This window comes from Haladaptatus marinus (assembly GCF_051194195.1).
In genome coordinates this window covers 212217-236083 of the sequence record NZ_JBLZNK010000005.1, presented here as the reverse complement: position 1 = coordinate 236083, position 23867 = coordinate 212217, and the positions used below count along the sequence as shown (strand labels likewise).

The 23867-nt window shown below is 57.2% G+C and carries 25 protein-coding genes and 1 pseudogene; 18 read left to right on the top strand and 8 right to left on the bottom strand.

The features are described 5' to 3' along the window. Window positions 1–42 precede the first annotated feature (42 nt). Window positions 43–822, top strand: coding sequence for an enoyl-CoA hydratase-related protein (locus tag ACN2TU_RS18425; protein WP_435157407.1), 780 nt, complete (start codon window positions 43–45; stop codon window positions 820–822). A 389-nt stretch (window positions 823–1211) separates the two neighbouring features. Here ACN2TU_RS18425 and ACN2TU_RS18420 read toward each other — a convergent pair whose 3' ends face one another. Together ACN2TU_RS18420 and ACN2TU_RS18415 are read right to left on the bottom strand one after the other, a co-directional pair. Then, window positions 1212–1604, bottom strand: a complete 393-nt coding sequence (locus ACN2TU_RS18420; RefSeq protein ID WP_435157405.1) for an SHOCT domain-containing protein — start codon at window positions 1602–1604, stop codon at window positions 1212–1214. 37 nt (window positions 1605–1641) lie between these two features. After that, the gene (locus tag ACN2TU_RS18415; protein ID WP_435157404.1) at window positions 1642–2208 is read right to left on the bottom strand and encodes a DoxX family protein; all 567 of its coding nucleotides are present in this window, start codon (window positions 2206–2208) and stop codon (window positions 1642–1644) included. A 114-nt stretch (window positions 2209–2322) separates the two neighbouring features. Here ACN2TU_RS18415 and ACN2TU_RS18410 point away from each other — a divergent pair, with 114 nt between their 5' ends. From ACN2TU_RS18410 to ACN2TU_RS18400, 3 genes are all read left to right on the top strand, one after another. Further along, the gene (locus ACN2TU_RS18410) at window positions 2323–2673 is read left to right on the top strand and encodes an ArsR/SmtB family transcription factor (protein WP_435157402.1); all 351 of its coding nucleotides are present in this window, start codon (window positions 2323–2325) and stop codon (window positions 2671–2673) included. A gap of 3 nt (window positions 2674–2676) precedes the next feature. Next, window positions 2677–2952, top strand: a complete 276-nt coding sequence (locus ACN2TU_RS18405; protein ID WP_435157400.1) for a DUF7521 family protein — start codon at window positions 2677–2679, stop codon at window positions 2950–2952. A gap of 185 nt (window positions 2953–3137) precedes the next feature. After that, window positions 3138–3512: a DUF411 domain-containing protein gene (locus ACN2TU_RS18400; RefSeq protein WP_435157399.1), complete on the top strand. Its 375-nt coding sequence runs from the start codon at window positions 3138–3140 to the stop codon at window positions 3510–3512. Between the two features lie 221 nt (window positions 3513–3733). On the opposite strand, the gene ACN2TU_RS18395 is transcribed toward ACN2TU_RS18400, so the two are convergent. Further along, window positions 3734–4462: a cupin domain-containing protein gene (locus ACN2TU_RS18395; RefSeq protein ID WP_435157398.1), complete on the bottom strand. Its 729-nt coding sequence runs from the start codon at window positions 4460–4462 to the stop codon at window positions 3734–3736. Between the two features lie 227 nt (window positions 4463–4689). After that, window positions 4690–4989, bottom strand: a complete 300-nt coding sequence (locus ACN2TU_RS18390; protein WP_435157826.1) for an SWIM zinc finger family protein — start codon at window positions 4987–4989, stop codon at window positions 4690–4692. 348 nt (window positions 4990–5337) lie between these two features. On the opposite strand from ACN2TU_RS18390, the gene ACN2TU_RS18385 reads away from it, so the two are divergent. From ACN2TU_RS18385 to ACN2TU_RS18355, 7 genes are read left to right on the top strand one after another with little or no spacing between them, the layout of a single operon-like run. Next, complete coding sequence (locus tag ACN2TU_RS18385; protein WP_435157396.1) at window positions 5338–6492, top strand: alpha-1 4-glucan-protein synthase; 1155 nt, start codon at window positions 5338–5340, stop codon at window positions 6490–6492. A 48-nt stretch (window positions 6493–6540) separates the two neighbouring features. Further along, window positions 6541–7689, top strand: a complete 1149-nt coding sequence (locus tag ACN2TU_RS18380; RefSeq protein WP_435157394.1) for an extracellular solute-binding protein — start codon at window positions 6541–6543, stop codon at window positions 7687–7689. Beyond that, window positions 7689–9296, top strand: coding sequence for an ABC transporter permease (locus ACN2TU_RS18375; RefSeq protein WP_435157392.1), 1608 nt, complete (start codon window positions 7689–7691; stop codon window positions 9294–9296). Before ACN2TU_RS18380 ends, ACN2TU_RS18375 begins: the two co-directional genes overlap by 1 nt. Beyond that, window positions 9286–10416, top strand: a complete 1131-nt coding sequence (locus ACN2TU_RS18370) for an ABC transporter ATP-binding protein (RefSeq protein ID WP_435157390.1) — start codon at window positions 9286–9288, stop codon at window positions 10414–10416. The genes ACN2TU_RS18375 and ACN2TU_RS18370 overlap by 11 nt, the downstream gene beginning before the upstream one ends. Before the next feature lie 3 nt (window positions 10417–10419). After that, complete coding sequence (locus tag ACN2TU_RS18365) at window positions 10420–12480, top strand: ArnT family glycosyltransferase (RefSeq protein ID WP_435157388.1); 2061 nt, start codon at window positions 10420–10422, stop codon at window positions 12478–12480. A gap of 20 nt (window positions 12481–12500) precedes the next feature. Further along, complete coding sequence (locus tag ACN2TU_RS18360; RefSeq protein WP_435157386.1) at window positions 12501–13022, top strand: gluconate 2-dehydrogenase subunit 3 family protein; 522 nt, start codon at window positions 12501–12503, stop codon at window positions 13020–13022. Beyond that, window positions 13019–14653, top strand: coding sequence for a GMC family oxidoreductase (locus ACN2TU_RS18355; RefSeq protein ID WP_435157384.1), 1635 nt, complete (start codon window positions 13019–13021; stop codon window positions 14651–14653). The genes ACN2TU_RS18360 and ACN2TU_RS18355 overlap by 4 nt, the downstream gene beginning before the upstream one ends. On the opposite strand, the gene ACN2TU_RS18350 is transcribed toward ACN2TU_RS18355, so the two are convergent. Next, window positions 14612–15346, bottom strand: coding sequence for a dolichyl-phosphate hexose transferase (locus ACN2TU_RS18350; RefSeq protein ID WP_435157382.1), 735 nt, complete (start codon window positions 15344–15346; stop codon window positions 14612–14614). The two genes, ACN2TU_RS18355 and ACN2TU_RS18350, sit on opposite strands and share 42 nt — an antisense overlap. Window positions 15347–15412: 66 nt before the next feature. Here ACN2TU_RS18350 and ACN2TU_RS18345 point away from each other — a divergent pair, with 66 nt between their 5' ends. Further along, complete coding sequence (locus tag ACN2TU_RS18345) at window positions 15413–15616, top strand: HalOD1 output domain-containing protein (protein ID WP_435157380.1); 204 nt, start codon at window positions 15413–15415, stop codon at window positions 15614–15616. Window positions 15617–15878: 262 nt separating this feature from the next. Here ACN2TU_RS18345 and ACN2TU_RS18340 read toward each other — a convergent pair whose 3' ends face one another. Continuing rightward, window positions 15879–15980 (bottom strand): hypothetical protein, encoded by a 102-nt coding sequence (locus ACN2TU_RS18340; RefSeq protein WP_435157825.1) that lies wholly within the window; start codon window positions 15978–15980, stop codon window positions 15879–15881. Here ACN2TU_RS18340 and ACN2TU_RS18335 point away from each other — a divergent pair. Continuing rightward, on the top strand, window positions 15969–16178 hold the full coding sequence (locus ACN2TU_RS18335; RefSeq protein ID WP_435157379.1) for a hypothetical protein: 210 nt from the start codon (window positions 15969–15971) through the stop codon (window positions 16176–16178). The genes ACN2TU_RS18340 and ACN2TU_RS18335 overlap by 12 nt on opposite strands. A gap of 66 nt (window positions 16179–16244) precedes the next feature. After that, window positions 16245–17651: an FAD-dependent oxidoreductase gene (locus ACN2TU_RS18330; RefSeq protein WP_435157377.1), complete on the top strand. Its 1407-nt coding sequence runs from the start codon at window positions 16245–16247 to the stop codon at window positions 17649–17651. Between the two features lie 301 nt (window positions 17652–17952). On the opposite strand, the gene ACN2TU_RS18325 is transcribed toward ACN2TU_RS18330, so the two are convergent. Then, on the bottom strand, window positions 17953–18249 hold the full coding sequence (locus tag ACN2TU_RS18325; protein ID WP_435157375.1) for an SWIM zinc finger family protein: 297 nt from the start codon (window positions 18247–18249) through the stop codon (window positions 17953–17955). Between the two features lie 219 nt (window positions 18250–18468). Here ACN2TU_RS18325 and ACN2TU_RS18320 point away from each other — a divergent pair, with 219 nt between their 5' ends. From ACN2TU_RS18320 to ACN2TU_RS18305, 4 genes and pseudogenes are all read left to right on the top strand, one after another. Then, on the top strand, window positions 18469–18726 hold the full coding sequence (locus ACN2TU_RS18320) for an AbrB/MazE/SpoVT family DNA-binding domain-containing protein (protein ID WP_435157374.1): 258 nt from the start codon (window positions 18469–18471) through the stop codon (window positions 18724–18726). Then, window positions 18726–19154 carry a type II toxin-antitoxin system VapC family toxin gene (locus ACN2TU_RS18315; protein WP_435157372.1) on the top strand — a complete coding sequence of 143 codons (429 nt, stop codon included), beginning with the start codon at window positions 18726–18728 and terminating at the stop codon, window positions 19152–19154. Before ACN2TU_RS18320 ends, ACN2TU_RS18315 begins: the two co-directional genes overlap by 1 nt. A 26-nt stretch (window positions 19155–19180) precedes the next feature. Continuing rightward, window positions 19181–19648 (top strand): annotated as a pseudogene (locus ACN2TU_RS18310) (RNA-guided endonuclease InsQ/TnpB family protein); the annotation flags it as partial. A 548-nt stretch (window positions 19649–20196) separates the two neighbouring features. Further along, window positions 20197–20352 (top strand): hypothetical protein, encoded by a 156-nt coding sequence (locus ACN2TU_RS18305; protein WP_435157370.1) that lies wholly within the window; start codon window positions 20197–20199, stop codon window positions 20350–20352. 120 nt (window positions 20353–20472) lie between these two features. Here ACN2TU_RS18305 and ACN2TU_RS18300 read toward each other — a convergent pair whose 3' ends face one another. After that, entirely contained in the window at window positions 20473–23787 is a 3315-nt protein-coding gene (locus ACN2TU_RS18300) for a PAS domain S-box protein (RefSeq protein WP_435157369.1), read from the bottom strand. Window positions 23788–23867: the final 80 nt, after the last annotated feature.

Below are 23867 nucleotides of genomic sequence, written 5' to 3'. Positions count from 1 at the left end.
GAGCCCTGAACGATTATTTTCTTCCGACGTGTGGTTCCTCATATGGCTTACGAGACCGTCACGGTAGACATCGAAGAACGTATTTCGACGATCACGCTTAACCGCCCGGAGGCGATGAACACGTTCAGCACGGGATTAGCCCATGATCTCGATGACGCTCTTCGGGAACTCGACGAGAACGATGACGTTCGGGTCGTAATCATCGAAGGTGCTGGGAACGCGTTTTCAGCGGGAATTGACCTGACTGAGCACGGAGATTTTGATACCCAACGGGAGTATAAAAAATGGGTCGGACAGATGGAGAAGCCATTTCAGACGCTCGTGCACATGAGGACGCCTGTCATCGCGGCAGCCCATGGTCACGCCGCCGCGAACGGAATCGGACTCGTTGCCGCGTGCGATCTTGCGGTGCTCGCGGACGGAACCAAACTCGGTGCTACCGCCCCCAACGTGGGGTTATTCTGTATGGGGCCTGCCGTGCCGTTGATGCGCTCGCTCACGCAGAAACAGTGTCTCGAACTCCTGCTGACGGGCGAGCTCATCGATGCCGAGACCGCACTTTCTTGGGGACTCGTTAATCGCGTCGTCCCCAAGGAAAATCTCCGAGAAGAGGCAATTGCGCTCGCGGAGTCGATCGCAGAGAAGAGTCCGGTCGCCGTTCAGATGGGCAAGCAGGCCTATTACGTGATGAACGATCTAGACTATGACGCTGCCCTCGAGTACTCGAACGAGCAGTTCGCCTCCCTGTGTACCACAGGCGACGCGAATGAGGGCATCGATGCGTTCCTCAATAAGCGTGAGCCTGAGTGGCCTGGTAAGTGATTTAGCGAGCGCTGCTGCCTTATGCTTCTCGAGGAGTTCAGTGAGAAACACGGCGTGGCGTGGAACCCATACGAGACACCCTTCGGAGCAGAACAACGGGAACACCCGACGCAAGCGTCTACATCGACCTTGACGTTTGGGACGGTGACTAATCGTCTTACGAAACCCGTGACGGTCATCGCGAGGGTTCGACTCCCTCGGGCGGTTGAAGGCTACTCTTCACCGTGTGCTTGAGAACTGGGTTCCACCGGGGAGGGGGTGATGAACGAGTTCGCCACCCCACAATATTGGTGAGGATAGAAACAGCACCAATATAGTCACGGCGAAGGCAGGCATGAACTTGAGTGACATTGTGCCCGACCGATGAGGTGGGAAGACGCGACCGAGGACTACTTCGCGAGGCGAGCCTGTCGCCGCTCGAACTCGTCATCGTCGATCTCCCCACGAGCGTACTGCTCGCGGAGGACTTCGAGTGCTGGGTCGCCATCGCTGCTACCATGCCCACTGCGGGTCGCGACCCGGTAGACGAGGTAGACGGGGGAGACGGGGAGACCGATGATGAGCGCCATCCAGAGGAGGCCAAACAACATCATCGTCCAGCCCCATAGACCCCAGCCAGCCATGTGGCCGTCGTCCCACATTCCGTCGTGCCAGTCCCACATCATTGCGTCCGGGACGGCTGCGTGCGTGAGGCCCATTCCGCCGACGACTGCGAGCGTTAGTGCGCCGACGACGATGATGCCCAGTGATCGAGTACTGCGGGTTCGAATTGTATTTTGCATAAAAATGTTTTCCTAGGTAATCGGTGCCTCGGCGTGATTAGCCGAGGATGTATTCGAGGGCAGGGTAGCGCTCGACGAGCGCCTGACCGCCGATCTTGTACTGTTCGATGTACGTGTCGAGCCCGAGGATGCGGCCAGCCGCGAACGCGGCGACGGCGAGGAACACGAGCATGTACGCGAAGTCGCCGTTGATGACGCCGTGGGCGATGTCCCAGTTCCCGAAGTAGAACATGAGCATCATGAGCGCGCCGAAGAACGCCGCGAGACGGACGAATGCGCCGACGAGCAGCCCGAGGCCGATGAACAGCTCGCCCCACGGGACGGCCACGTTGGCGAACTCGACGAACCACGGTGTTGAACCCATCCACGCGAACATTCCCGCGAGGGGGTTGCCGTTGGTCGCCGCGACGTTTGCCAGGTACCCACCGGCCGAGAACGGTTCGGCGGCGACGATCTTCGTGAATCCCGAGTACGCGAACGCATAGCCCATCATGAGCCGCAGTGCGAGGACGAACCACGCGCTCAGGCTGTGGACGCGTCCACCGATGGTCATTCCGCCGATCTTGCTCTCTAATTGGTTGACGCCAGGGTTGATTGTAGACATTGTTAGTTCACCTTCAACTAATCGTACGTGAGCAGAGACGATATAATAGCGAGCCAGTGTTCTGAGTCAGAAAACTGGGAGACTATTTTAACCCACTAGGACGAGTATGCATGTGTGACTGAGGAGCTGAGCCCACCTGCTGTCTTCGCCACCCTTGACGACGAGTACGCCCGCAACATCCTCGTGGCGACGAAGACAGAGCGACTGTCGGCAAAAGAACTCAGCGAGGAATGCGATATGTCACGTCCAACCGCCTCTCGTCGCGTCAATATCCTTGTCGAGCAAGGACTCCTCGAAGAGTACACTCACGTCGATCCTGCTGGTCGCCACTACCATGAGTACGAAGCACGACTCGAACGGATCGAGGTCCTCCTCCAAGGTGAGGGATTCGACGTACAAATCGACCACCGACCCGATCCCGCTGACCGTATCACCTCCATCTTCGAGAAAATTCGCGAGGACTGACCCATGGAACACACACTATTCGTTATCGCCAAACTGTTCACGACCGCGTTGGCCCTGGTCATTGCGTATCAAGCCTATCGCGGCTACCAACGCCATGGAACACAGCTGATGCTCTACGTTGCCCTTGGATTCGCACTAATTGGTCTCGGCGGGCTCCTCGAAGGTGCCCTCTTCGAGCTTTTACAGGTAACTATCTTCCAAGCGGGGTTCGTAGCTGCACTGGTCGCGGCAGGGGGAATGCTGTCTATCTTGTACGCGCTCTATGCGCCGAATCCCTGAAGACCCAATTCATCGAATCAAGTGAGCGATTTATTGCGTAGTTACCTTCTCAGCCTCTGTGTTGAAACCGAAAGTCAGCACTCCCCGTCCTGCTCGAATCCCTTCTCGATGTACAGTAGATACTCGCTGATAAAGTGAAGGGCATATGAAACGTGATGTGACTCGTCGTGGACTACTCTGGGTCGGTGGGACGACAGTCGCACTCGGGATCGCCGGTTGGCTGGAGTCGTTGCGGACAGTATGCGTCGTACCTGCAGGAGTTCCTCGATACGACGCTCAGAGTGACCGAAATCGAGGACGTAACTACCCTCAAACGTCGGCACGGCATTCCCGCGGAACGACAGAGCTGTTACACGCTCGTTCTCGACAAATACGTCGTCGAGGGACACGTCCCTGCCGAGGTAATCGCGACGATGCTCAACGAAGAGCTGGCGATCGACGGCATCGCGTTACCCAGGATGCCGTCCGGGTCGCCAGGAATAGGTGGGGCGAAGTTCGGCTCGTTCACCGTGTACACACTCGGTAGAGGGAAGACGGGTGAAGTGTACGCCGAAATCTAGGATCTATATCGAGTGAGCAACTGGTCAAGCTACTTTAGGACAGAAGACGACCAGAATCCCTACCGCATCAAGTAAGTGCGAGTCATACTCTCGGTATGCTCATGGATACCGCTGTCGAAGCAATGTCCATGACCGATAGCAACTCTGAAGCGCGTGCTGAACACAGAAGGTAGATTCTGCCCTTTATCTCCAACTCATCTCGCAATCGAGCGTAAATGGCGTTACTCCGAACCCTCGACGTTCACGACCCAAGGTTCGCCACCGCAGAGCCAGATGATCCCTGTGTGGGCAGTATCTGTCGGGTTGGTATCGCGGTGGATCAACCTCGGCGGGACGTGGAAACTCTCGCCGATCTCGATCCGTGCACTGTTCTCGCCCACTGGACCGTACTCGGTTTCGCTCGGTCCATCGACAGCATAACCAAAATAGACGTTATCTCCATGGTTGTGCCAGCCAGCAGCGGCCCCCCCAGCCGCTTGGACACGCATCATGAGGACCGCAGCTTCGGGAAATGGTGTCTCTCGGTTCAGGTTCGGACTCTCGGCAGTTGGTACAAGGTCATCGGAACCGACAATAGCTGGTTCGGCGTCCTCGTCAGTAATCATCGATGCAGCAACCTGCGTAATGTCAGGATCGCCAGTAACGACTGCCAAAATCTCCAGCTGATCAACCCCGGTGATGTACCTGTGAACAGTTGTAGGAGGCACATAGAGGAAATCGCCCGCCTCAATGGCTTCCGATTGTTCTTCGTTGTGTCCGATCCGTCCCTGGCCAGATCGAACCCATCCATAGATGGCTCCTTCCCGAACGTACCACGGCGTGTTCTCGTCGATCCGAAGCAATACGAGCCGATAGTCAGCAACGTGAAACAGCGTCTGTTCGACGAGGCCAGCCATCGGTTCGGTTCGATCTCTATCCGTCGGATCGACGACTCGAATGTCACCGCTCATACCGTACAGGTGGACTCGTGGCCGGATTACTTCTTTGTTGGATGGTGGATCTGGAAAGTGGTCGGCAGCGAAGTTGGCCGTATGCTGTTGTGCTCGGTCAAGGAGGTCCGTTGCTGTCTTGGGGTATCGTCGGTCGTTGCATCCGCGCTTTCCGTGAACGTTCGCTGGTCGGTGATCTCCGAGAATGTTAGTCGGTGCGCCATGGATAAAACGGGCTGAAGCAGTGGTTAGTTCGGCAGTTCCTTTCGTCCCGTTCGCACGCATGGCCAGTACGGGAAGCCATTGAGACCGTCACAGTCGCAGTCTTCGGAGTCGGCATCGTCTTCGCTCTTTCCAGACGGGAATGCATCGAACGTCCCGTTGTCGGTTGCGTTTTCGACGGCGGCCATGTGTTTGCAAAAGGCGTTCCGGTGGACGTGATGCGGGCAGGTGCAGGCCATCAGGTCTTTGATCATGTCGTCGGTGGAAACTGTGTACCGGTGGGCTGCGAGCTTATCGTGGCTCTCGTCGATGACCATCAATGGCATCGCCTTCACTGGTATACTCGTGTGACTGGCCATGAATTCAGTAAGTGCTCATTAGCCCAAGTAAGAACAGCACAAGAATATTACAAGCACATGACCGACCTTCGCGTCGACTCTGAACTGTATGAACCAACATGGGCAGTTGGGCCACTTTGGATCGATTCCGAGTGGCATCTTGTCGGTCGAGTTCTTGTTATTGTCGCCACCGGTAGTGGGAAGTGATTTGCTGCTAAACCCGCTAACACTCCTGTACATGCACTCTGAGAGAGCGGTGCTTCGGCTCTTTATCACCCTCATCCGGATTCAAAGCGACAGTGTTTTTAGGCTCGCCTAAAGACACGAAGTTGTTCGATGACCCCCGACGTCTGTCTGATCGTACCTACCATTCGGGATTTCGAGTGTCTCCGTTCGTATTTTCAAAATGCGAGGAGACACGATTTCGCTCTCGACCGATTGCATGTCGTACTCATCACCGAGGACCACTGTCCGCTCGAAGAAATGCGAACGATGCTCAACGATGCAGCTGTCGAAGGCGAGGTATTCGATGAAACTCGTCGCCGCCGCTGGTTCGAAGAAAACGAAATTGTGGAATACTTTCACCTTATCCCCGAGGCGAGCCATGCGCAGACGAGTTTCGGATTGTTGTACATGTGGGCGAACGACTTTTCCTACGGACTGTTCATCGACGATGACACCCTCCCGCACCCCGACTTCGACTACTTCGGCACCCATATGACCAATCTCGACTTCGAAGGTGAAGTTGAATGTGTGAGAGCCGATTCGCGTTGGGTAAACGTCCTCTATCAGAACGCAGAGCGACACGGTTTGTACCCGCGAGGGTACCCGTACGCAGCGATGGACGAGACGATCACGGTGGGAACGAAATACGTCAACGACGTCGTCGCCTCACAGGGCCTCTGGACAAATGTTCCGGACCTTGATGCAGTCAGAATATTGATGGACGGCGATCTGCAGGGCCAGGCACAAACGCGGATCGCTGCCGCCGATTACGATGGTAACTTCGTCGCAGAGAGGAACCAGTATCTGACGGTGTGCTCTATGAATCTCGCGTTCAAACGTGAGATCATTCCAGCGTTCTATCAGCTCCCGATGGACGATAACCCGTGGAACGTCGGTCGGTTTGACGATATCTGGAGCGGTGTCTTTCTGAAGCACGCGGCAAGCGTTCTCGACAAGGAGATACTTACCGGATACCCCTTATGCGAGCACAACAAGGCATCACGCCCGACGTTCGACGACCTCGTAAACGAGGCTCCCGGCCTCGAACTCAACGAACACCTCTGGCGCCTCATCGACGACGTCGGCACCGGTGCGGACAGTTACGCCGAGGTGTTTGCCGCGATGGCGGGTGTGCTTGCGGACGGCGATTGGAGCACGTACAATAACGGTGCATTCCTCAATCAGATCGGGGAGTTTATGTTGGATTGGCTCGACTGTCTCGCCGAACTCGCCGACGATCGACGTCGCCTCCTCGCGGACGATTAAACCGAAAATCGACAGCTATATACTATTTAGGCCTACCTAAACTACTATATGAAACGACCCGCCGTCGAACGTCGACATTTCTTGCAATTGAGTGGGGTGACGGCGCTCGGATCCCTTACTGGATGTACAGGATTTCTCTCCGGTAGCGAATCCAAGAAGCCCAAACAAGTGTCGCTATCCGACTTCCGGGGTTCTGGTCCGCTCGTCGAGAGCCGTCCCGAACTATCGGGTACCACGATAAAAGACCTCCCCGATCTTTCGGGGACGCTTACGCTGTATCTCGGCGGTGGCGAAGGTGGGTTGTATCTCAAACTTATCGAACTACTCGAGTCTCATTATCCAGATTTCGAGGTCGACCACCGTATCGAATCGTCGAGTGACCTCGCCCAGCGCATCGCGGAGGAATCAGATGGAGGCAGTAGCCCCGCGGACGTGTTCCTCGCCGTCGATGCCGGGTCGCTCGGCTTCGTCGCCGATAAGGGTGCCACGGTGAAGCTGCCGAACGAGGCGACGAAGGCGGTTCCGAAGGAGTTCCACGGTCAGAACGACACGTGGGTCGGCGTCGCTGGCCGAGCCCGGAGCGTTCCGTACAATACGAAGAAGTATTCCGCGTCGGAGTTGCCGGACGACATCTTTGCGTTCGCCCGCGACGAGCGGTTCAAAAACACGCTCGGATGGGCACCGACATACGAGGCGTTTCAGGCGTTCGTCACCGCGATGCGTCTCATCGACGGGCCGAAAAAGACGAAGCAGTGGCTCAGAGGGGTGAAAAATCAGGGCGTGAGCAGATATCGAGACGAGTGGTTCGTCTCCAACGCGGTTGCGGACGGGGAGGTCGACGTCGGATTCGCCAACCACTACTATGTCCTTCGCGCGAAAGCGTCCCGAAAGAACGCGTCCGTCGATCTCGCGTTCACGAAGAACGACGCGGGAGCACTCGTCAACGTCGCCGGTGCTGAAATCCTTCAAGGAACCGAGAAAAAGCAGTTGGCTATCGACTTCGTACGCCACTTGCTCTCGGTCGAAGCACAGGAGTTCTTCGCGACGAGAACGTACGCCTATCCGATGATTCCGGGCGTCCCGCCTGTCGGTGGCCTTCCCGGTATCGACGAACTGGCACCCCCCAGCATCGACCTCCGGAAACTTTCGGATCTCGAGCCGACGCTCGGACTCATGCGGGAGGTCGGCGTTCTCTGATGGCGATTCGAGAGTACATCGCGGCGACCGACGGGTTCGAGGACGACGAGGAGGGTCCCTCGACTGCGCTCGTCCTCGTCGCCGGTGCCATCGCCGCGGCCGTTCTCTCCCCAATGCTCTGGGTGTTCGCTCGAGCGAGCCGTGTCGGGGCGAACGAAGCCGTTTCGACGCTCGTGAGCGGAGGAAATCTAGATATCCTCCTCAACAGTGTTGCGCTCGTCGCGAGCGTCACCGCCGGTTCGCTCCTCCTCGGAGTTCCACTCGCGGTTCTAACAGCGGGAAGCGACCTCCCGTTCCGTCGCTTTTGGACTGTAACCGCGGCACTTCCGCTTGTGATTCCGAGCTACATCGGCGCGTTCGCGTTCGTCTCTGCGTTCGGACCTCACGGAGTTCTCAAGAACGTCCTCGCACCGCTCGGCGTCACCCGAATTACGGAGATATACGGATTCCCGGGGGCGACGCTCGTGCTCACGCTGTTCGTCTATCCGTACGTTTTCCTGACGACACGGGCGGCGTTGATGTCACTAGACGGCCAACTCGTGGAGGCAGCCCGGACGTTAAATCATGGACGTCTGTCGGCGTTTCGACGGGTCGTTCTTCCGCAGCTCGTCCCGGGCATCAGCGCAGGTGCGTTGCTGGTCGCCCTGTACGCGCTCTCCGACTTCGGAACGCCCGCTATAATGCGATTCGAGGTGTTCACGCAGGCTATCTTCGTCGAGTCGAACGCCTTCAACCCGGAGGTTGCTGCACTGCTGTCGTTGCAGTTGGTCGTCGTCACCGTCGCGGTGCTCGCGCTCGAATCGCAGCTCGGCGACGCCGGTGAAACGAGAATCGGAAGTGGTGGCCGATCGGGAACCTTCGAACTCGGCGTCTGGAAATTGCCCGCAGTCGTCTTCTGTGCGGCGGTTGCCTTCATGACGCTCGTCGTGCCGCTGGGAATCCTCGTCATGTGGCTGTTCCGTCCGGAGTCGACTTACGGCGGTGGCTTCACCTTCGAGTGGACGTTCGCATTCAATACGGTGGTCGTTGCGGGTGCGGCCGCGATCGCCTGTGTCGTCGGGGCGCTGCCCGTGGGATATCTCTCCGCACGGAGCGACGCCCGAATCGCCAAATTGGCGAACCGTGCGACGTACGTCGGGTACGCCGTTCCGGGTATCGTCCTGGGATTCGCGCTCGTTTCAGCTTCACAGGAAGTTTCAGCGTTATATCAGTCGATTCCAGTACTCCTGTTCGCCTACGTCGTCCGGTTTCTGCCGCAAGCGGTCGGCACCGTCCGATCGTCGGTACTGCAGGTCGATCCGAGGCTGATCGAGGCGGCACGGACGCTCGACCACCCACCGTCAGTCGCTTTCTGTCGCGTGACGCTGCCGCTGATCGCGCCGGGTATCGCCGCCGGGGCCGCGCTCGTCTTCCTCACGACGATGCGCGAACTCCCCGCCACGCTGATGCTCCACCCGACGGACTTTGATACGATCGTAACCTACATTTGGCTCGTCAGGGGTGCAGGGTACTATGGGCAAGCAGCGATACCGGCGCTCGTTCTCGTCGCCATCTCCGGCCTCTCCATGGTGGTAATCCTCGCAAAGGAGCGATACAATGTCGAATGAGCAACAATACACGAAGTCGAATGTCACGACGACCGGGGATTCGAACCGTGCGGACCCGACGCCACCCTCGGTTTTGGAACTCGGCGATGTTTCGAAGTCGTACCGTTCGGAAACCGCCGTCGATGGCATCTCACTGTCCGTTCGGGACGGTGAGTTGCTCACGCTGCTCGGGCCGTCCGGATGTGGGAAGACGACGACCCTGCGTCTGATCGCGGGTCTCGAACGCCCGACCGCCGGAACGGTTCGTGTGGATGACGAAACCGTCGCGGACGAGAGGCAATTTCTCGCACCCGAGAACCGTGACATCGGCCTCGTCTTCCAGAACTTCGCCCTCTTCCCGCACCTCACCGTGGCGGAGAACATCGCGTTCGGCCTCACTGACGCCAGCGAGGATCAGCGACACGAACGAATCGCCGATTTGCTCGATCTAGTGAGCCTCGCCGGGTACGCGGACCGTACGCCCGACCAACTCTCCGGCGGGCAAAAGCAACGGGTTGCGCTCGCTCGCTCGCTGGCCCCGGAGCCCGCGGTGTTACTGCTCGACGAACCGTTCTCGAACCTCGACATCCGTCTGCGAACTGAGATGCGCGAAGAGGTCCGCCGCATCCTGAAGAAGGCGGGTGTGACGGCCATCTCGGTCACTCACGACCAGGAGGAGGCGTTGTCGATGAGCGACCGTGTCGCCGTCATGCACGACGGATGCATCGAACAGATTGGTCGTCCCGAAGTCGTGTTCGAACACCCCGAATCACGATTCGTCGCCGAGTTCCTCGGCCAGGCCGGGTTCGTCTCCGGTCGTTTCGAGGACGGCACCATTGAGACCGGAATCGGCCGACTCACCGGGTCGATGCTGAACGGCCTCTCCGACGAGTACGACGGCGCCCGACTCGACGTCCTCGTCAGACCGGACGACCTGAAGGCGGTTCCAACCGAGGGAATCGGCGATGGGACGATAATCAATCGACAGTATACCGGCCCGTCGTTCGTTTACGAGGTCGAACTCGATACCGGCGAGATCGTCCACTGTCAGCACAACCACGCAACCGAGTTCAGTCTCGACAACCGTGTCAACGTGGATCTCACCGCCGACCACACGCTTGCTTGGTATCCCGCTGAGTAAGTCATGGTCCACCGGCACACCTGTCTCGCTGGCGCGCTCTCCGTCCTCGTCGCCGTCGCTGTCTTCGCCATTGTCGTCAGTGTGTTCCCGTTTCACTCGACCAACCACGATGAAGCTGTGTATCTCCAGCAGGCAGGAATGTTGCTCCACGGCACGCTCGCCCTTCGGCCGCCCGTCGAGACGTCGTTCCAGCCGTGGTTTTTCATCGAGTCGAACGGAGCTTCCCCGAGCGGATCGGTGCTCGTCCCGAAGTACGCGCCCGTCCCGGCCGCGATGTTCGCCCTCGGAAAAGCGCTCGGGAACTACCGTTTCTCTCTTCCACTCATCGCCGCCGCGAATGTCGGATTGACCTACGGCGTCGTCGCCGAGGTCTTCGACCGTCGGACGGCCGTTCTCGGAGCCCTCTTTTTCGCCCTCTCCCCGCTCTTTCTGATTCAATCCGCGTTGTTCCTCCCGTATGCGCCCACGGCCGTTTGGAACCTCGCCTTCGCGTTCGCGTATCTTCGGGCCGATCGCACCGGCCGTCTCGACTACGGCGCACTCGCAGGCGTCTGCGTCGGTACCGCCTTCTTCTCGCGGCCCTATACCGCCGTGCTCTTCGCTACGCCGTTCGTCGTTCACGCGCTTTGGACGCTTAGGGGCAGAGACCGATCCGTGGTAGTGCGACAGATGACGACTGCCACGTTCGGCCTCTGCGGGGTCGTGGTGGCCGTCGGCTACAACGCACTGATAACCGGCACCCCCTGGCTGTTCCCCTATCAGGCATTTGCTCCCCACGACGGCCTCGGTTTCGGTCATCGCGCGATTCGCGGTTACGAACGAATGTACACGCCGACACTCGCACTCGAAGCCAACGCGCGGGTCGTCGCTTCACTGTTTAGAGAGTGGGTCGTCGCGGGGCCGCTTGGGACCGTACTCGCCGTCGGAGGAGTCTCCTCTTTGTTCGTTTCTCGCAACTGGGACGCTAGAAAGGCGGTACTCGCGGGACTGGTCTGCTCTGTGATCGCGGGGAACGTCTTCTTTTGGGGGAACCTCAACATTCTCGGCGCTCTCGCGGTCCCGGACGACGGACTCATCGAATATTACGGGCCACACTATCACTTCGACCTCCTCGTTCCGACGGCAGCGTTTGCCGCGTACGGGGTCATCGCGGGAATGAAAGTACTCGACAGGCTCATTTCCGAGCGATTCGATCCCCGCCGGGCCAGCCAAATCGGTGCGGCCGCTCTCCTCGTCTCGGCGACAGTGGTCGGCGGAACGGCGGCGGTCACCGTCGCGGACCCGCTTCGAGAGAACACTGCCGTCTCGGCGCGACTCGGGAGTGGCTACCAACCGTTCGAAAACCGTTCGTTCGACGATGCACTCGTGTTTCTCCCGACGCCGTACGGCGATTGGATGAACCACCCGTTTCAAACCCTTCGCAATAACCCAAACTTCGACGGTCGCGTCGTTTACGCGTTACAGGAAAACCAGTTCGCGGTCATCGACTCGTTTCCCGACCGGACACTCTATCGATACGGGTACCGAGGACAATGGAATCCGTATTCCGGATCTCCGGTCGACGCGAAGCTTCAACGGGTTCGAGTCGTCCACGGAGGACAGGTCGCTCTCGAAAACCAATTGGGGATTCCCCCCGGTGCCACGCACGTCTCCCTCCGCGTCGCTACCGACCGAGGGTACGCCTATTATGTAGCGGACGACCCCGGCGATACGCTGGCTTTCCAAATCGTCACTACCGGACGAAGTGCTCATCTCGAGGGCGAAGTCGAACCGGTCGGAAACACGTCTCTGCCGGTGGGAATGCGAGACAGCGTTCGAGTGACGGCGTTTGTCCACTACGGCGGCGACTCTGGATTCGATTACCGGATACGTATGCCCGTCGAACGCTCGAACGGAACGGTGCGCGCGCTGACTCCCTACGTCGAAATCTGTCGAGACCCGCGACGTTGTGGCGGCGAAGCGATGTTCATCCCCAACGAAACGGGATCCGATATGTCGGTGGAAACGCGATTCGTGACGAACGCGACTCACGCGAAGAGGGGGGATGGAAAACCATTAGTTTAGGTTTTCCTAACCTCTTCCCGATGGAACTCACGCGACGCGACGCACTCGCAGCGCTCGCGGCCAGTGGGACGGTTCTCGGCGGCACTGCGGTGCTTCGGTGGACCGAGATGGATGACGGTGGCTTCGAACGGCGCGATGCAGCTACGCTCGAAGCCGTCGCTCGGGTGCTCTATCCGTCCGGAGTTTCGGGTGTTTCGGAGTTCGTCGAAACGTATGTCGTCGGTCGATTTCACGGACGAAAGGAGTACGAACGGGGGGTCGTCGAAGCGATCGACACGCTCGACGAATACGCACGAACCTGGTACGGAGACCCGTATCGCGACCTCGACGCGGAAACGCGAGAAGGGGTGCTTTCGGAGATGGGGTTGGATGTGGTCGCTCCCGACCCGGAAGGAAATGACGTCGAACGCGTCCGGTACTATGTAATTAACGAACTCCTGTACGCACTCTACACCTCCCCGACTGGTGGGAAACTCGTCGGTATCGAGAACCCGCAGGGACATCCCGGCGGTACCGAAAGCTACCAGCGGAGGCCGCAGTGACGGACCGGACTCCCGATCCGCGTGCCGACGTTTGTGTTATCGGCTCTGGTCCGGCGGGGTCGTTACTCGCCGCCGAACTCGCCGACCGTGGTCGAGACGTCATCGTCCTGGATGCGGGAGAACGGTTCGACCCCGAAGACCGATTCGAACGCATGGAACGAGCCATTCGACCGGTGTTCGATTCGCCGTCCGTCTGGAACATGGGTGGCGACCGTGACGCGTTCACCTCGGCCGGAGAGTGGTCATATCCGCTCAATCATGCCCGCGTCAAGGGCGTCGGGGGTTCGACGCTCCATTGGCAGGGGATGGTGATGCGGTTGCACGAACGCGATTTCGAACGGTTTACGCGCGACGGCATTGCCGCCGACTGGCCGATCGATTACGCTGACCTCGCTCCCTACTATGCGCAAGCGGAACACGAACTCGGCTTAGCAGGGGCACTCGACAACCCGTTCTCACCGCCACGAGACGGGCCGTTTCCACAGCCAGCGTTCCCACCGTCGTACAGCGATTCGCTGTTTGCAGACGCCTGCGAACGCCTCGGTGTCACGATGCACTCCGTCCCGAACGCTCGAAATTCGACGCGGTACGACGGTCGGAGCTCCTGTGTCGGTTACGGCACCTGTAAACCGGTCTGTCCGTCCGGTGCAAAGTACAGTGCCACCGTTCACGTACGTAAGGCGGAGGAAGCAGGCACCCGAATCATCGACCGCGCACCCGTTCAACGCTTAGAGCACGATTCATCGGGGAATCGAATCGAAGCAGCCGTGTACGCAACTCCCGACGGAACGACCCAAAGACAGGAGGCGCGCGCCTTCGTTATCGCCTGCGGCGGCGTCGAGACGCCCCGCCTGTTACTGCTCTCGGAATCGTCGCGCTATCCGAACGGGCTCGCCAACTCGAGTGGCCTCGTCGGTCGATACTTCATGGACCACCTGTTCGTCGGAATGGGGGGGACCCTGGACACTGAAACCCGCCAAAACCACGTTGGGTTCCTCACCAGCGAATGCCATCAGTTCTACGACGACCCCGGACAGCGGACGGAGGGAACAGAGAGTGAAATCCCGGGGAGCGACGCCAATATCGGCCCGATAAAACTCGAATTCCTCAACTACGCCGGTCCGTCCCCCGTGGAGATGGCGCTGACGGGTGATTCGTGGGGTGATGAGTTAGTAGAAACCCTTCGCAGACGGTACGGGAATCACATCGCTATGGGTGGACTCGTCGGACAACTTCCAAGAGCCGAAAACCGCATCACCCTCGATCACTCGACGACGGATGACCACGGGAACCCGGTTCCTCGGGTCGAGTGGACCGTCGATCGACGGTCGAAACAAACGATTCGACGAGCCAACCAACTGCAGCGGGCGATCCTGAACGAACTCGGCGTGGACGTGACGTGGACGGTTGGACCCGAAACCACTGGACCGGCGTTTCATCACATGGGGACGACGCGAATGGGCGACGATCCGAACACAAGCGTCGTGAATTCGTCGTTGCGAACCCACGACCTCGAAAACCTCTGGATCTCGTCGAGCAGCGTGTTCGTTACCAGCGGGGCGATGAATCCCACACTGACGATCGCCGCGCTAGCTCTGAAAGCCGCCGATCACGTCTCGGACACGTTGTAGTCGCCGCAACTTTTCCTCTAGCGCTACTTTGACGATAGAAATCGCGATTTCCCTCCCTCCCGAGATTGGATCGAGTTTAGTCGTACCGCGTCGCTTTCCGTATTCGATCGGAATTTCGTGGACATCGTACTGTCGCTCGATCGGTCGGAGGAGGAGTTCCGCGGAGAGCCCGGTGTTTTCTGTCCAGTCGATGGATTCGATCACGTCGCGGCGATACGCTCTCATCCCTGTGGTCACGTCGTGAACACGCCGACCCACAAGGAGGCTTGCAAGGATAGCGAACGCGTGATTTCCTAGGCGGTTCATCCTCGGCATCGCATCGGCGCCGTGATAGAGGCGGTCGCCGCTTACCACGTCGTACCCCGAATTGATCGCATCAAGCATCGTCGGTAACCGCTCCATCGGATACGTGTCGTCACAGTCTGTGGTAATGATGACTGGTCGAGAGGCGTTCGAGAGAGCTTCGCGAACCGCAATACCGTATCCCTGTGGTGACTGTCGAATCACCCGTGCACCGTGTTCACGAGCGATCTCTGGGGTTCGGTCGTCCGATCCGTCGACACAAACGACCTCTGCTCTGCCGTCAGTTACGGCATCGATGTCGGTTAGAACTGCTTCGATCGCAGCCGCTTCGTTGTACGTTCCCATGACGACGCTCAAATCGTCGAATGTGAAGTCGTTGTCTTCCGACATCGCCGTAATCACAAGTACTAGTTTCTCGAAGACCGTCTTGAGGCTTTAGATACGAAATGGATAGATTTGAGGAGCGAATACGCTATCCCCTGTTTATTATACGAGTGTGTAGATATCGTCGCGATTGAAGACGGCTTCTTCGGGCCGGAAGTCAACGGGCACTCACGGGATAGCGAGGGGAGTGTTTCCTTCCGATATAATCAGTATCGCGTCGAGGTTGCTAGTGACGGCTGTATTACTGTCTCCGAGCCTACTACGTACGGAGACTGACTCCATTCTGTCTATCGCCTGCATCCGGATGAACGGATTAACGAGTGACACGGAGTAACCGCCGATACTACCGAGCAAAGTATCGTAGATCATCGCCAGCCGGAGAAAAGTAGAAATACAGAGGTTAGTATAATCGACTAATCCACTACAGGCTCAAAGTCCGAGCAAGAGGGATAGAACAGACTCATGCAGAACACTGCAACTCGCGAAAATCTTCCTCGTATTTTCTCCTTGTCGCGAGAACTACTTAAACGAGAGCTGGTCAGTGGCCGTCTCTCTCCTCGACATGGAGTGACCCACCGCACTCACCACAGCGGTACTGTTCCGGGTTGCGTACAGTCTTCGAGCGCCGATGGCGGGCAATCCGACCGCCGCAGTCCTCGCAGACGAGCCACCACTTTGGCGCAGTGAACCGTTCGCAGTGCTGCGAGGTATCGAAATCGTCCGTCCAGCGGGTGAACGTCCAACCGTGATCCGCGTCGTCGAGCTCGTGGTACTGCCAGGCGTGAATGAGTTCGTGCCGGACGGTGGAACTGAATTGCTCCCACCATGGTGTTCGTAGGCCGCCTATGTGAAATCGAACCTACACGTACATCCTGTTTATGTCTATTCCCGCTAAGTCAACTTTATGAGCACATTCGTTGTCGTTGGTGGTGACGCTGCCGGGATGTCGGCAGCCAGCAAGGCAAAACGCGACAATCCAGATCTCGACGTCGTTGTGTTCGAGCGGGGGAAGTGGGTCTCGTACGGAGCGTGTGGCCTCCCATACTACATTAAAGGCGAGATTCAGTCACTCGAGGATCTCGTCTCGGTCACACCTGAACAGTTTCGGGAGGAACGGGATATCGATCTAAGAACGGGACACGACGTCGTCAATATTGATCCGAACACTCGAACCGTGACGGCACGCGGCGATGATGGAGAGGTGATACAGGAGTACGATCACTTGCTTGTGGCGACTGGCGCGGCTGCAGTCACACCCCCGATTGATGGGCGTGACCGTACGGGCGTCTACACGCTTGGATCGATGTCCGATGGGAAGGATTTACGCGAGTACGTGAGTCGAGCACGGAGCGACGGGAACCTCCAACAACCCGACCGTGGGCCTTCCTGTCAGCTCCTCGAAAGCTGCAATGGGCCCATCGGCATCGTCGGCGGTGGATATATTGGGATCGAAATGGCAGAAGCGCTCGCCGCAAACGATTTTGAGGTACATCTCTTCCAGCGTGGCGATCGAGTGCTGAAACAGTTTAGTACGGCCACGAGTGAGACTGTCCTTGACCATCTCAATGACCAAGACGTAGCAGTCTATCTCAACACAGAAGTGCAAGAACTCGATGGTAGTGATGCAGTTGAAGCAGTTGTGACAACTGACGATCGGGTTCCCGTTGAGATGGTACTCGTTGGAACTGGTGTCCGTCCGCGAACGGAGCTAGCTGAGGGTGCCGGAATCGAACTTGGCGACACGGGCGCAATCGCGACCGACCGATATCGAGCAACGAATCTTCCAGACGTGTATGCAGCAGGCGATTGTGCGGAGGCCGAGCACGTTGTTACTGGTGAGCCGGTGTACATTCCTCTTGCATTAACTGCGAACCGACATGGTCGAGCAATAGGCCAGACAGTTGCTGGTACCCCGACCGAGGGTGGTGATGTCGCAGGGACAGCTGCGGTCAAAGCGTTCAGCGTCGAGGCTGCTCGCACTGGGGTGCTTAACCATGAGGCCCGCGAGGCTGGCTTCGACCCGATGACGGAGACAATTGACGCGAAGTCACGTGCTGGCTACTATCCCGAGGGAGGGACGGTGCGAGTGACACTTACTGTTGACCGGCCATCTGGTCGTGTCTTAGGTGGAAGTCTCGTCTCCGAGTACGGCGAAGGTGCCGTCCACCGCAGCCACGCTCTCGTCGGTGCAGTCACCGAAGGCATCACAGTTGACGAACTCTCGAACTACGACTTTGCGTATGCGCCACCATTCAATACAACCTGGGATCCCGTGTTGACAGCGGCGAAAGTGCTCAGTGGGAAACGGTAATTGTGTCCGGAGAGAACAAACGAGCATCCCCTTTGGGTCGACTATTGGATCTAGATGTTTACCAATGACGTCACCGAGTCCGGGTGGAACGTCAAAGTGACGTTCGTTGAATCGTCGCTCTTGTAGACGAACGGTATATGATACACGGAGTATGGACGTGCTTCGAAGTTAGTGGTGAAACTACTATAGTCTAAACTCTAATAGTCTCATTCCTAATTTGGGATTCCGTGAGCGTTCGCTGGTCGGTGATCTCCGAGAATGTTAGTCGGTGCGCCATGGATAAAACGGGCTGAAGCAGTGGTTAGTTCGGCAGTTCCGTCCGTCCCGTTCGCACACACGGCCAGCACGGGAAGCCATTGAGACCGTCACAGTCGCAGTCTTCGGAGTCGGCATCGTCTTCGTTGTCCTCCGATGGGAAGGCGTCGAGCGTTCCGTCGTCGGTTGCGTTTTCGACGGCGGCCATGTGCTTGCAGTAGGCGTTCCGGTGAACGTGGTGCGGGCAGGTACAGGCCATCAGTTTCTCGGTCAAGTCGTCGATGGCGACGGTGTACTGGTGGTCTGCGGGGTTGTCGTGGCTTTCGTTGGTCACTTCGACCATTCCGGGAGCACATCGACGTCGACGGAAAATTGTTCGGCCTGTGCGCGTTTCTGTGCCGTCTCGGCAGGTTCAAGGGCTGCAGATTGTTTTGTACTCATGGTCTTTCGGCGTAGGTTTCGGAAGACCGGTGCCGGGTGTTGGCGCACTCCTATGGTTCACGGACCATCACTACCCACATGAGGCGCAACATGTATCAGGCGAGAGCCCGTACTCCCGAGTATGGCAACCGAAGAAACCAAGGTCAGCGACCGGGGAATGGTCACGATTCCGGCGTCGCTCCGCCGACGGCTCGACATCGAACCGGGAGACAAACTCCGCTGGAATGCGGACGATGAGGGAAACCTCTCTGTAGAGGTTGTCAAGCAACGCTACGGGGCGTTCGACGATTTTGAGCCGGTGCCAATGGGTGGTGGCGGGTCCGAAACGCACGACCTCGCCGGGCACAAAGGAGATCCTGCCTTCTTCGAGAACAACTGATGGCGGTTGCAGTCGTCGATACAGGCGTTCTCATCGGGATGGCGGATACCGATGACCAGCATCACGATAGTGCCATGGAAATCGTCCGTGGGATGGATCACGGTGATCTCCCGACAGGGAGAGTGACGAACTACATTGCTCTCGAAACCCTCAATTGGATCCACAACCGGAAGCGCCACGGGATGGCAGTAGAGACGTATGAGCGATTGAATCAGTCTGCTGGATTCGAAGTCCTCCACGCGGCACAAAAGGACTTCACCAGCGCCGTCACCCTCTTTCAGACCTACGAAGGACTCTCCTTTGGGGACGCGACGATTGTTGCGTACATGCAGCGGGAAGACATCAAGTATCTGTACTCGTTTGATGATGACTTCGACGTGATCGAGGAAATCACCCGACTGGAAGCGCCAGACAATCCGTTCACCTGACTATCTAGATCCTATTCAACGGGGAGAATAAGCTCTCGAACTACTACGCTCAGGAGTACGACCTTGTGGCGGTCGAAGACCTGAACGTGAAAGGAATGATGGAATCGCCGTCGAACAGTCGGAACACAACATCGGCAGCGTGGCGGACGTTCCTCTCATTACTCGAATACAAGTGCGAGCGCGAAGGGACACACTTCGTTGCGGGTAACCCGAGTGGGACGACCAAAGAGTGTGCGTCGTGTGGCGTTTCGACTGGCAAACCGTTGTGGGTTCGTGAACATTCCTGTCGTGTTTGCGGATTTGAGGCGGACAGGGACGCAAACGCAGCGTGGAATATTCTTTCTCGCGGTCTCGAAGATATAGGAGTGGGGCACTCCGAATCAACACCTGTGGAGACTGCGCTCCCTGTGGATACGCCTGTATCTGCAAAGCGCGTCGTAGAAGCAGGAAGCCCTACCCCCAACGAGCGAACGGCGTCAGCCGTGAGCGAGTAGGGTAGGGTAGTTCACTGGAGTAGAACCTCTGGTCGGATGAGCAGTACGCATTCGTGGGCTCTCCTATCAACTATTGAAAATCCCGTATGTAGTCGCTATACTGACTGTCTCATTTTTTAACAGTAGCACAAAGCATTTACCGAACCCCACAAAGGGCCACTTGTGGCGCGGTTGCCTCTGACACCCTGAATGGGCTCCCACGTGGGTCTGGCGCCATCACTCCCGATCCACACGCCCTCTCCCTCGCCACACCCTCCTTCCTGCTCGCACGCGTGCCATGGCGTGCCTCAGAGCAGGGATATACGAAGGATTCAGTTATCGAACCCGAGTTTCTCCAAGCGCCGACATTGCCGAGCTTTCAGTTGGACATGTGATCCCTCCGAACGCAGAAATCGAAACTGTTCGTCTTGACGGTGAGGCGACAGACGAGTACGAAGTGCGTATGACCACACGTGGGAAAGAAGTGTCCGTCGATGCTTCCTCTGATCAAGATCACGTGTTCCTCGTGCGGACAAAAAAGATGTCGAGCAGTTCGTCACGGTAAGTACGTGATTTCCGCAGCATTGTTTCTCGGAACACTCGTTGTTGTATATCTGCTTGGGTGGAATTTCCTCATTCTACTGCTTACCCGTGTCCTCAAGGAGCAGGGATATGACGCAGCTGTTCGAAGTCTCGCCGAGAATGGTGCGGATGTGCTTGTCTAGGTTCTTGCCATTGCCCTTGCGTTTACGGTCGCAAGCTTTGGTGGTGTCATCGCCGCATTCAGTGTGTTGGCCGGTGTTCGTTGTTCCTATTTCTGGCTACAGTCGATGCAACGCCGACTCTCACGAAAACATTGCCGAGGACTTCAAGACGGCGTCGAACACCTTACGCTCTGCTGCTCGAAGGTGCTGGTGGAATGTCGGTGACGAGATATCGAGTGACTCGGCAATGTCCTTACCGGGAGTCGGACGAGGCCATTCGAAGAATCCAGAGTTGTAGGCTGCGTTGAGCGATGTCCACTGTCGGTCAGTGAGGTTCTCCTCGAGTAACCGTTCCAATTGAACGATCGGGTCATCGGTAGATGAAACCTGCCGCTGAGCAAGTAGCTCTGCGGTTGGATATTCCTCTTGGACAGTGTTGATGATCGCACGGACATCCATGCTCGGTGCGAGGTGGATTCGCATGTGGAAGTCGCCATCCTCAATCACGGCTTTTTCAACAGAGCCGCCTTGCGAGGCCACCGTCGAGAGTACAGGTGGTTCGGATAGTTGGAGTTCGAATCGCAACACGTCTTTTTCCACATCGATCACCGTCATCGAATCCAAGTGAGGGAGCTGATCGACCAAGGCATCGAGCGCATCGCGAGCGCCGGTTGTCACGGTACCGTATATAAGGTAGGTGCTGTCGGTGGCTGGAACAGTCTGGTCGAGGGTAATTCGACCGCCGGTGGTTTCGCCGATTTCAAGGGTTTCAAAGAAATCTGAAAGGTGGAACTCGAGTTCGACGACTTCATCACTCATCAGTGCCTGCTTGCGCTCGACAGCGGCAATTGCATACCCGGTGATTTCACCGAGCTGCCCAATTATCTCACACTTCTCATCGGTGAATGCGTCGGGTCGGTCGGAGTAGAGGTTGAGAACACCATACAGTGTCTCCTCATATACAATCGGAATTGCCGCAGAGGAGCGAAATCCATACTGCTGGGCGGAATCTCGCCAGTGTTCGTATTTAGAATCGGTATGAATGTCCTGCGTGGTCTGTATCTCGCGTTGTAAGATGGCCCTGCCTGTGGGGCCATTGCTACGCTTATCCTCTGGGTCGACAGAAATCGTGATGTCGTCGAGATATCTTTCGACACCTGATTCTGTCCGAAGATTCACTGTCTGCGTATAAATATCGACATCGCCAATCCAGGCAGCTTGGTAGGCATCTGTGTCCGCGAGTCGGTCACAGACGATCGTTTCGATCTCCTCCCGGGTCGATTGGTCGATAACAGCTTCGGTAATGTCGTGAAATACGTCATTGAGATGATTGAGTGCAGAGAGATACTCCCGCTGGCGTTTTAATCTCCGCTCGCGTTCGATTCGATCGGTGATATTTTGAGACATTGCCATTCCTGCGAATACTGTTCCCTGGTCGTCATAGATAGGGAAGGCTTGGATGCGGCGAATTTGACTGTCGAAGTCGACTTCGAAATCCCTCGTCTCACCGTCGAAGACTGCTCTGTACCTTGGTTCAACTTCTTCACGGAGTTCTGCGGGGAGACGTTCAGATATCTTTTCTCCTTCGAGGTCGTCAGCTGAGCTGTCGAGCCCGTCAAAAACTTCACCACCTACTGTCAAGTATTGCAAATCCTCGTCGAACAGCACGACTGCTCCGTTCGGGAAATGCTCTACGAGCGTCTGATATCGACGCTTCAGTTTCTTGAGTCGCTGTTCACGTTTCACGCGGTCAGTAACGTTGCGGACGACCCCGATACGACCTCTGACCCCATTCTTGAGTTCGAACCGACTGAACCGACTTTCAACTGTGAGCGTAGAACCAGTTGCCGTGTATATTTCTTCTTCGAGTTTTGCGACAGTGGAATCACTCGACTCTAGCTCAGCCAGTTTTGACTCCTCGATGTTAAAGAAGCCATCGCCAAAGATTGTTTGCACATGGGCGCCAATGAGTTCGTCACGCTCATAGCCTGTCATCGACGTAAGACCGTTGTTTACCATCGAGAACCGGTAATCGCTATCGAGAACGTAGATTCCGTCGTCAACGGCTTCGACGATGCGCTTATATTGTTCAAGTTGTACCTTCTGTTCCTTGCGATCAGTCACGTCCTGGAAATAGACTGATATACCTGTTTCAGCGGGATAGATCTGGGCTTCGAACCAGGTTTCCAGTGGTTCGTAGAATATCTCCTGGGACTCCGGTTCCTGATTCTCGAAGACATCCGTGATTGCCGCCTTGGCTGTTGAGTTCCGTTCGAATGCATCCCAGATGTGTTTGCCCACGAGTTCCGTCGGTTGGTGTCCTAGGATGTCGCTTGCACGGTTATTGACATACGTGAACCGGTGGTTCTCATCGAGCGCAAAGAACCCGTCGTCCATTCGCTCGTACACATCCTCGAGATCTTTCTTCCGGAGTTCTTGCTCGGTTATCTTCTGCCCTGTGATATCGGTGATGACTCCTTCGAGTATCGAGGAGCCGGATGAGTCAGTGACGCTGCGACCGCGCTCCCAAACCCAACGAGTTTCGCCATCCGCGGTCAGAATGCGATACTGAACAGTAAACTGTCCGTTTCGATTGAGTCCAGCTTGAATGGTCTCCCAGATCTGACTGCGGTCGTCAGGGTGGATAATCTCATCACTCCAGCTGACCCTTCCGGACTCGATGGCCTCAGCGTCGTATCCGGTCAGCTCAGCACAAGCATCACTAACGAACTCCATGGGCCATGTGGGCTCGTTGCGACACCGATAGACTATCCCAGGTAGATTGCTGACAAGGCTCGAGTACCGCTGCTTGCTCTCTTCGAGCGACTGCTCGGTCTGCTTCTGGTCGGTGACGTCGTAGTAGAGTTCGACTCGACCACCGGCGTACGCACCGGCATCGATGGGTTTGCTGCGATGTTCGAGCCACCGCTCTTCGCGCCCATCACTTGGCGTTACATGACATTCGAACTGTTCTGTGTACGTGTTGTCGTCGTAGGTCGCAAGTACCGTTTCCGCAAACAAGTCTGACTCAGAGATGGTTGACGCGATATATTCGTTTAGGAGTCTGCGCTTGTCTTGGCCGACAATTCGTTCACAGTCCAGTCCGAAGTATCGTCTGGTCGTATCGTTGGCCCATGCCACCTGAAAGTCCTCGTTAAGAACGAACACTCCGACATCGACCTCGTCGAGCACATCGTCGACGAGCGACTCGGCAGCCGGCCAGTCTGAAGTATCTTGGTCGGCGTTAGTCGGCGGCCGCCACCAGACACGTGCGCTGGCGCCGACTTTCTTCGTTTCAAGTTTTTCATGTTCGACGAGGCGCTTCAGTCGAGTGTAGGTACTTCGCTGTCCGAGGTCGAGGTGGTCTGCGACCTCGTTCGTTGTCCGGGGTGTCGCTTCATTGTCAAAGAGTACAAGAGTTTCTCGAAGTGCATCTGTTAACGACCCTGCTGGCATTAGTCGCCTAATACCGATGCATGGTTATTAACCCTCTGCCGGAAGAGTTTCTAGTGCTAGTTGTCACATGGGTTACTGAA

Bases quoted from the DNA above. Each gene is read 5' to 3' on its own strand.
- ACN2TU_RS18320 (WP_435157374.1), top strand. From the start codon at position 18,469: ATGGCAACCGAAGAAACCAAGGTCAGCGACCGGGGAATGGTCACGATT.
- ACN2TU_RS18315 (WP_435157372.1), top strand. From the start codon at position 18,726: ATGGCGGTTGCAGTCGTCGATACAGGCGTTCTCATCGGGATGGCGGAT.
- ACN2TU_RS18415 (WP_435157404.1), bottom strand. From the start codon at position 2,208: ATGTCTACAATCAACCCTGGCGTCAACCAATTAGAGAGCAAGATCGGC.
- ACN2TU_RS18365 (WP_435157388.1), top strand. From the start codon at position 10,420: ATGGTCCACCGGCACACCTGTCTCGCTGGCGCGCTCTCCGTCCTCGTC.
- ACN2TU_RS18405 (WP_435157400.1), top strand. From the start codon at position 2,677: ATGGAACACACACTATTCGTTATCGCCAAACTGTTCACGACCGCGTTG.
- ACN2TU_RS18370 (WP_435157390.1), top strand. From the start codon at position 9,286: ATGTCGAATGAGCAACAATACACGAAGTCGAATGTCACGACGACCGGG.
- ACN2TU_RS18360 (WP_435157386.1), top strand. From the start codon at position 12,501: ATGGAACTCACGCGACGCGACGCACTCGCAGCGCTCGCGGCCAGTGGG.
- ACN2TU_RS18375 (WP_435157392.1), top strand. From the start codon at position 7,689: ATGGCGATTCGAGAGTACATCGCGGCGACCGACGGGTTCGAGGACGAC.
- ACN2TU_RS18425 (WP_435157407.1), top strand. From the start codon at position 43: ATGGCTTACGAGACCGTCACGGTAGACATCGAAGAACGTATTTCGACG.
- ACN2TU_RS18350 (WP_435157382.1), bottom strand. From the start codon at position 15,346: ATGTCGGAAGACAACGACTTCACATTCGACGATTTGAGCGTCGTCATG.
- ACN2TU_RS18385 (WP_435157396.1), top strand. From the start codon at position 5,338: ATGACCCCCGACGTCTGTCTGATCGTACCTACCATTCGGGATTTCGAG.
- ACN2TU_RS18395 (WP_435157398.1), bottom strand. From the start codon at position 4,462: ATGAGCGGTGACATTCGAGTCGTCGATCCGACGGATAGAGATCGAACC.
- ACN2TU_RS18325 (WP_435157375.1), bottom strand. From the start codon at position 18,249: ATGGTCGAAGTGACCAACGAAAGCCACGACAACCCCGCAGACCACCAG.
- ACN2TU_RS18420 (WP_435157405.1), bottom strand. From the start codon at position 1,604: ATGCAAAATACAATTCGAACCCGCAGTACTCGATCACTGGGCATCATC.
- ACN2TU_RS18335 (WP_435157379.1), top strand. From the start codon at position 15,969: ATGGCGGGCAATCCGACCGCCGCAGTCCTCGCAGACGAGCCACCACTT.
- ACN2TU_RS18380 (WP_435157394.1), top strand. From the start codon at position 6,541: ATGAAACGACCCGCCGTCGAACGTCGACATTTCTTGCAATTGAGTGGG.
- ACN2TU_RS18390 (WP_435157826.1), bottom strand. From the start codon at position 4,989: ATGCCATTGATGGTCATCGACGAGAGCCACGATAAGCTCGCAGCCCAC.
- ACN2TU_RS18330 (WP_435157377.1), top strand. From the start codon at position 16,245: ATGAGCACATTCGTTGTCGTTGGTGGTGACGCTGCCGGGATGTCGGCA.
- ACN2TU_RS18300 (WP_435157369.1), bottom strand. From the start codon at position 23,787: ATGCCAGCAGGGTCGTTAACAGATGCACTTCGAGAAACTCTTGTACTC.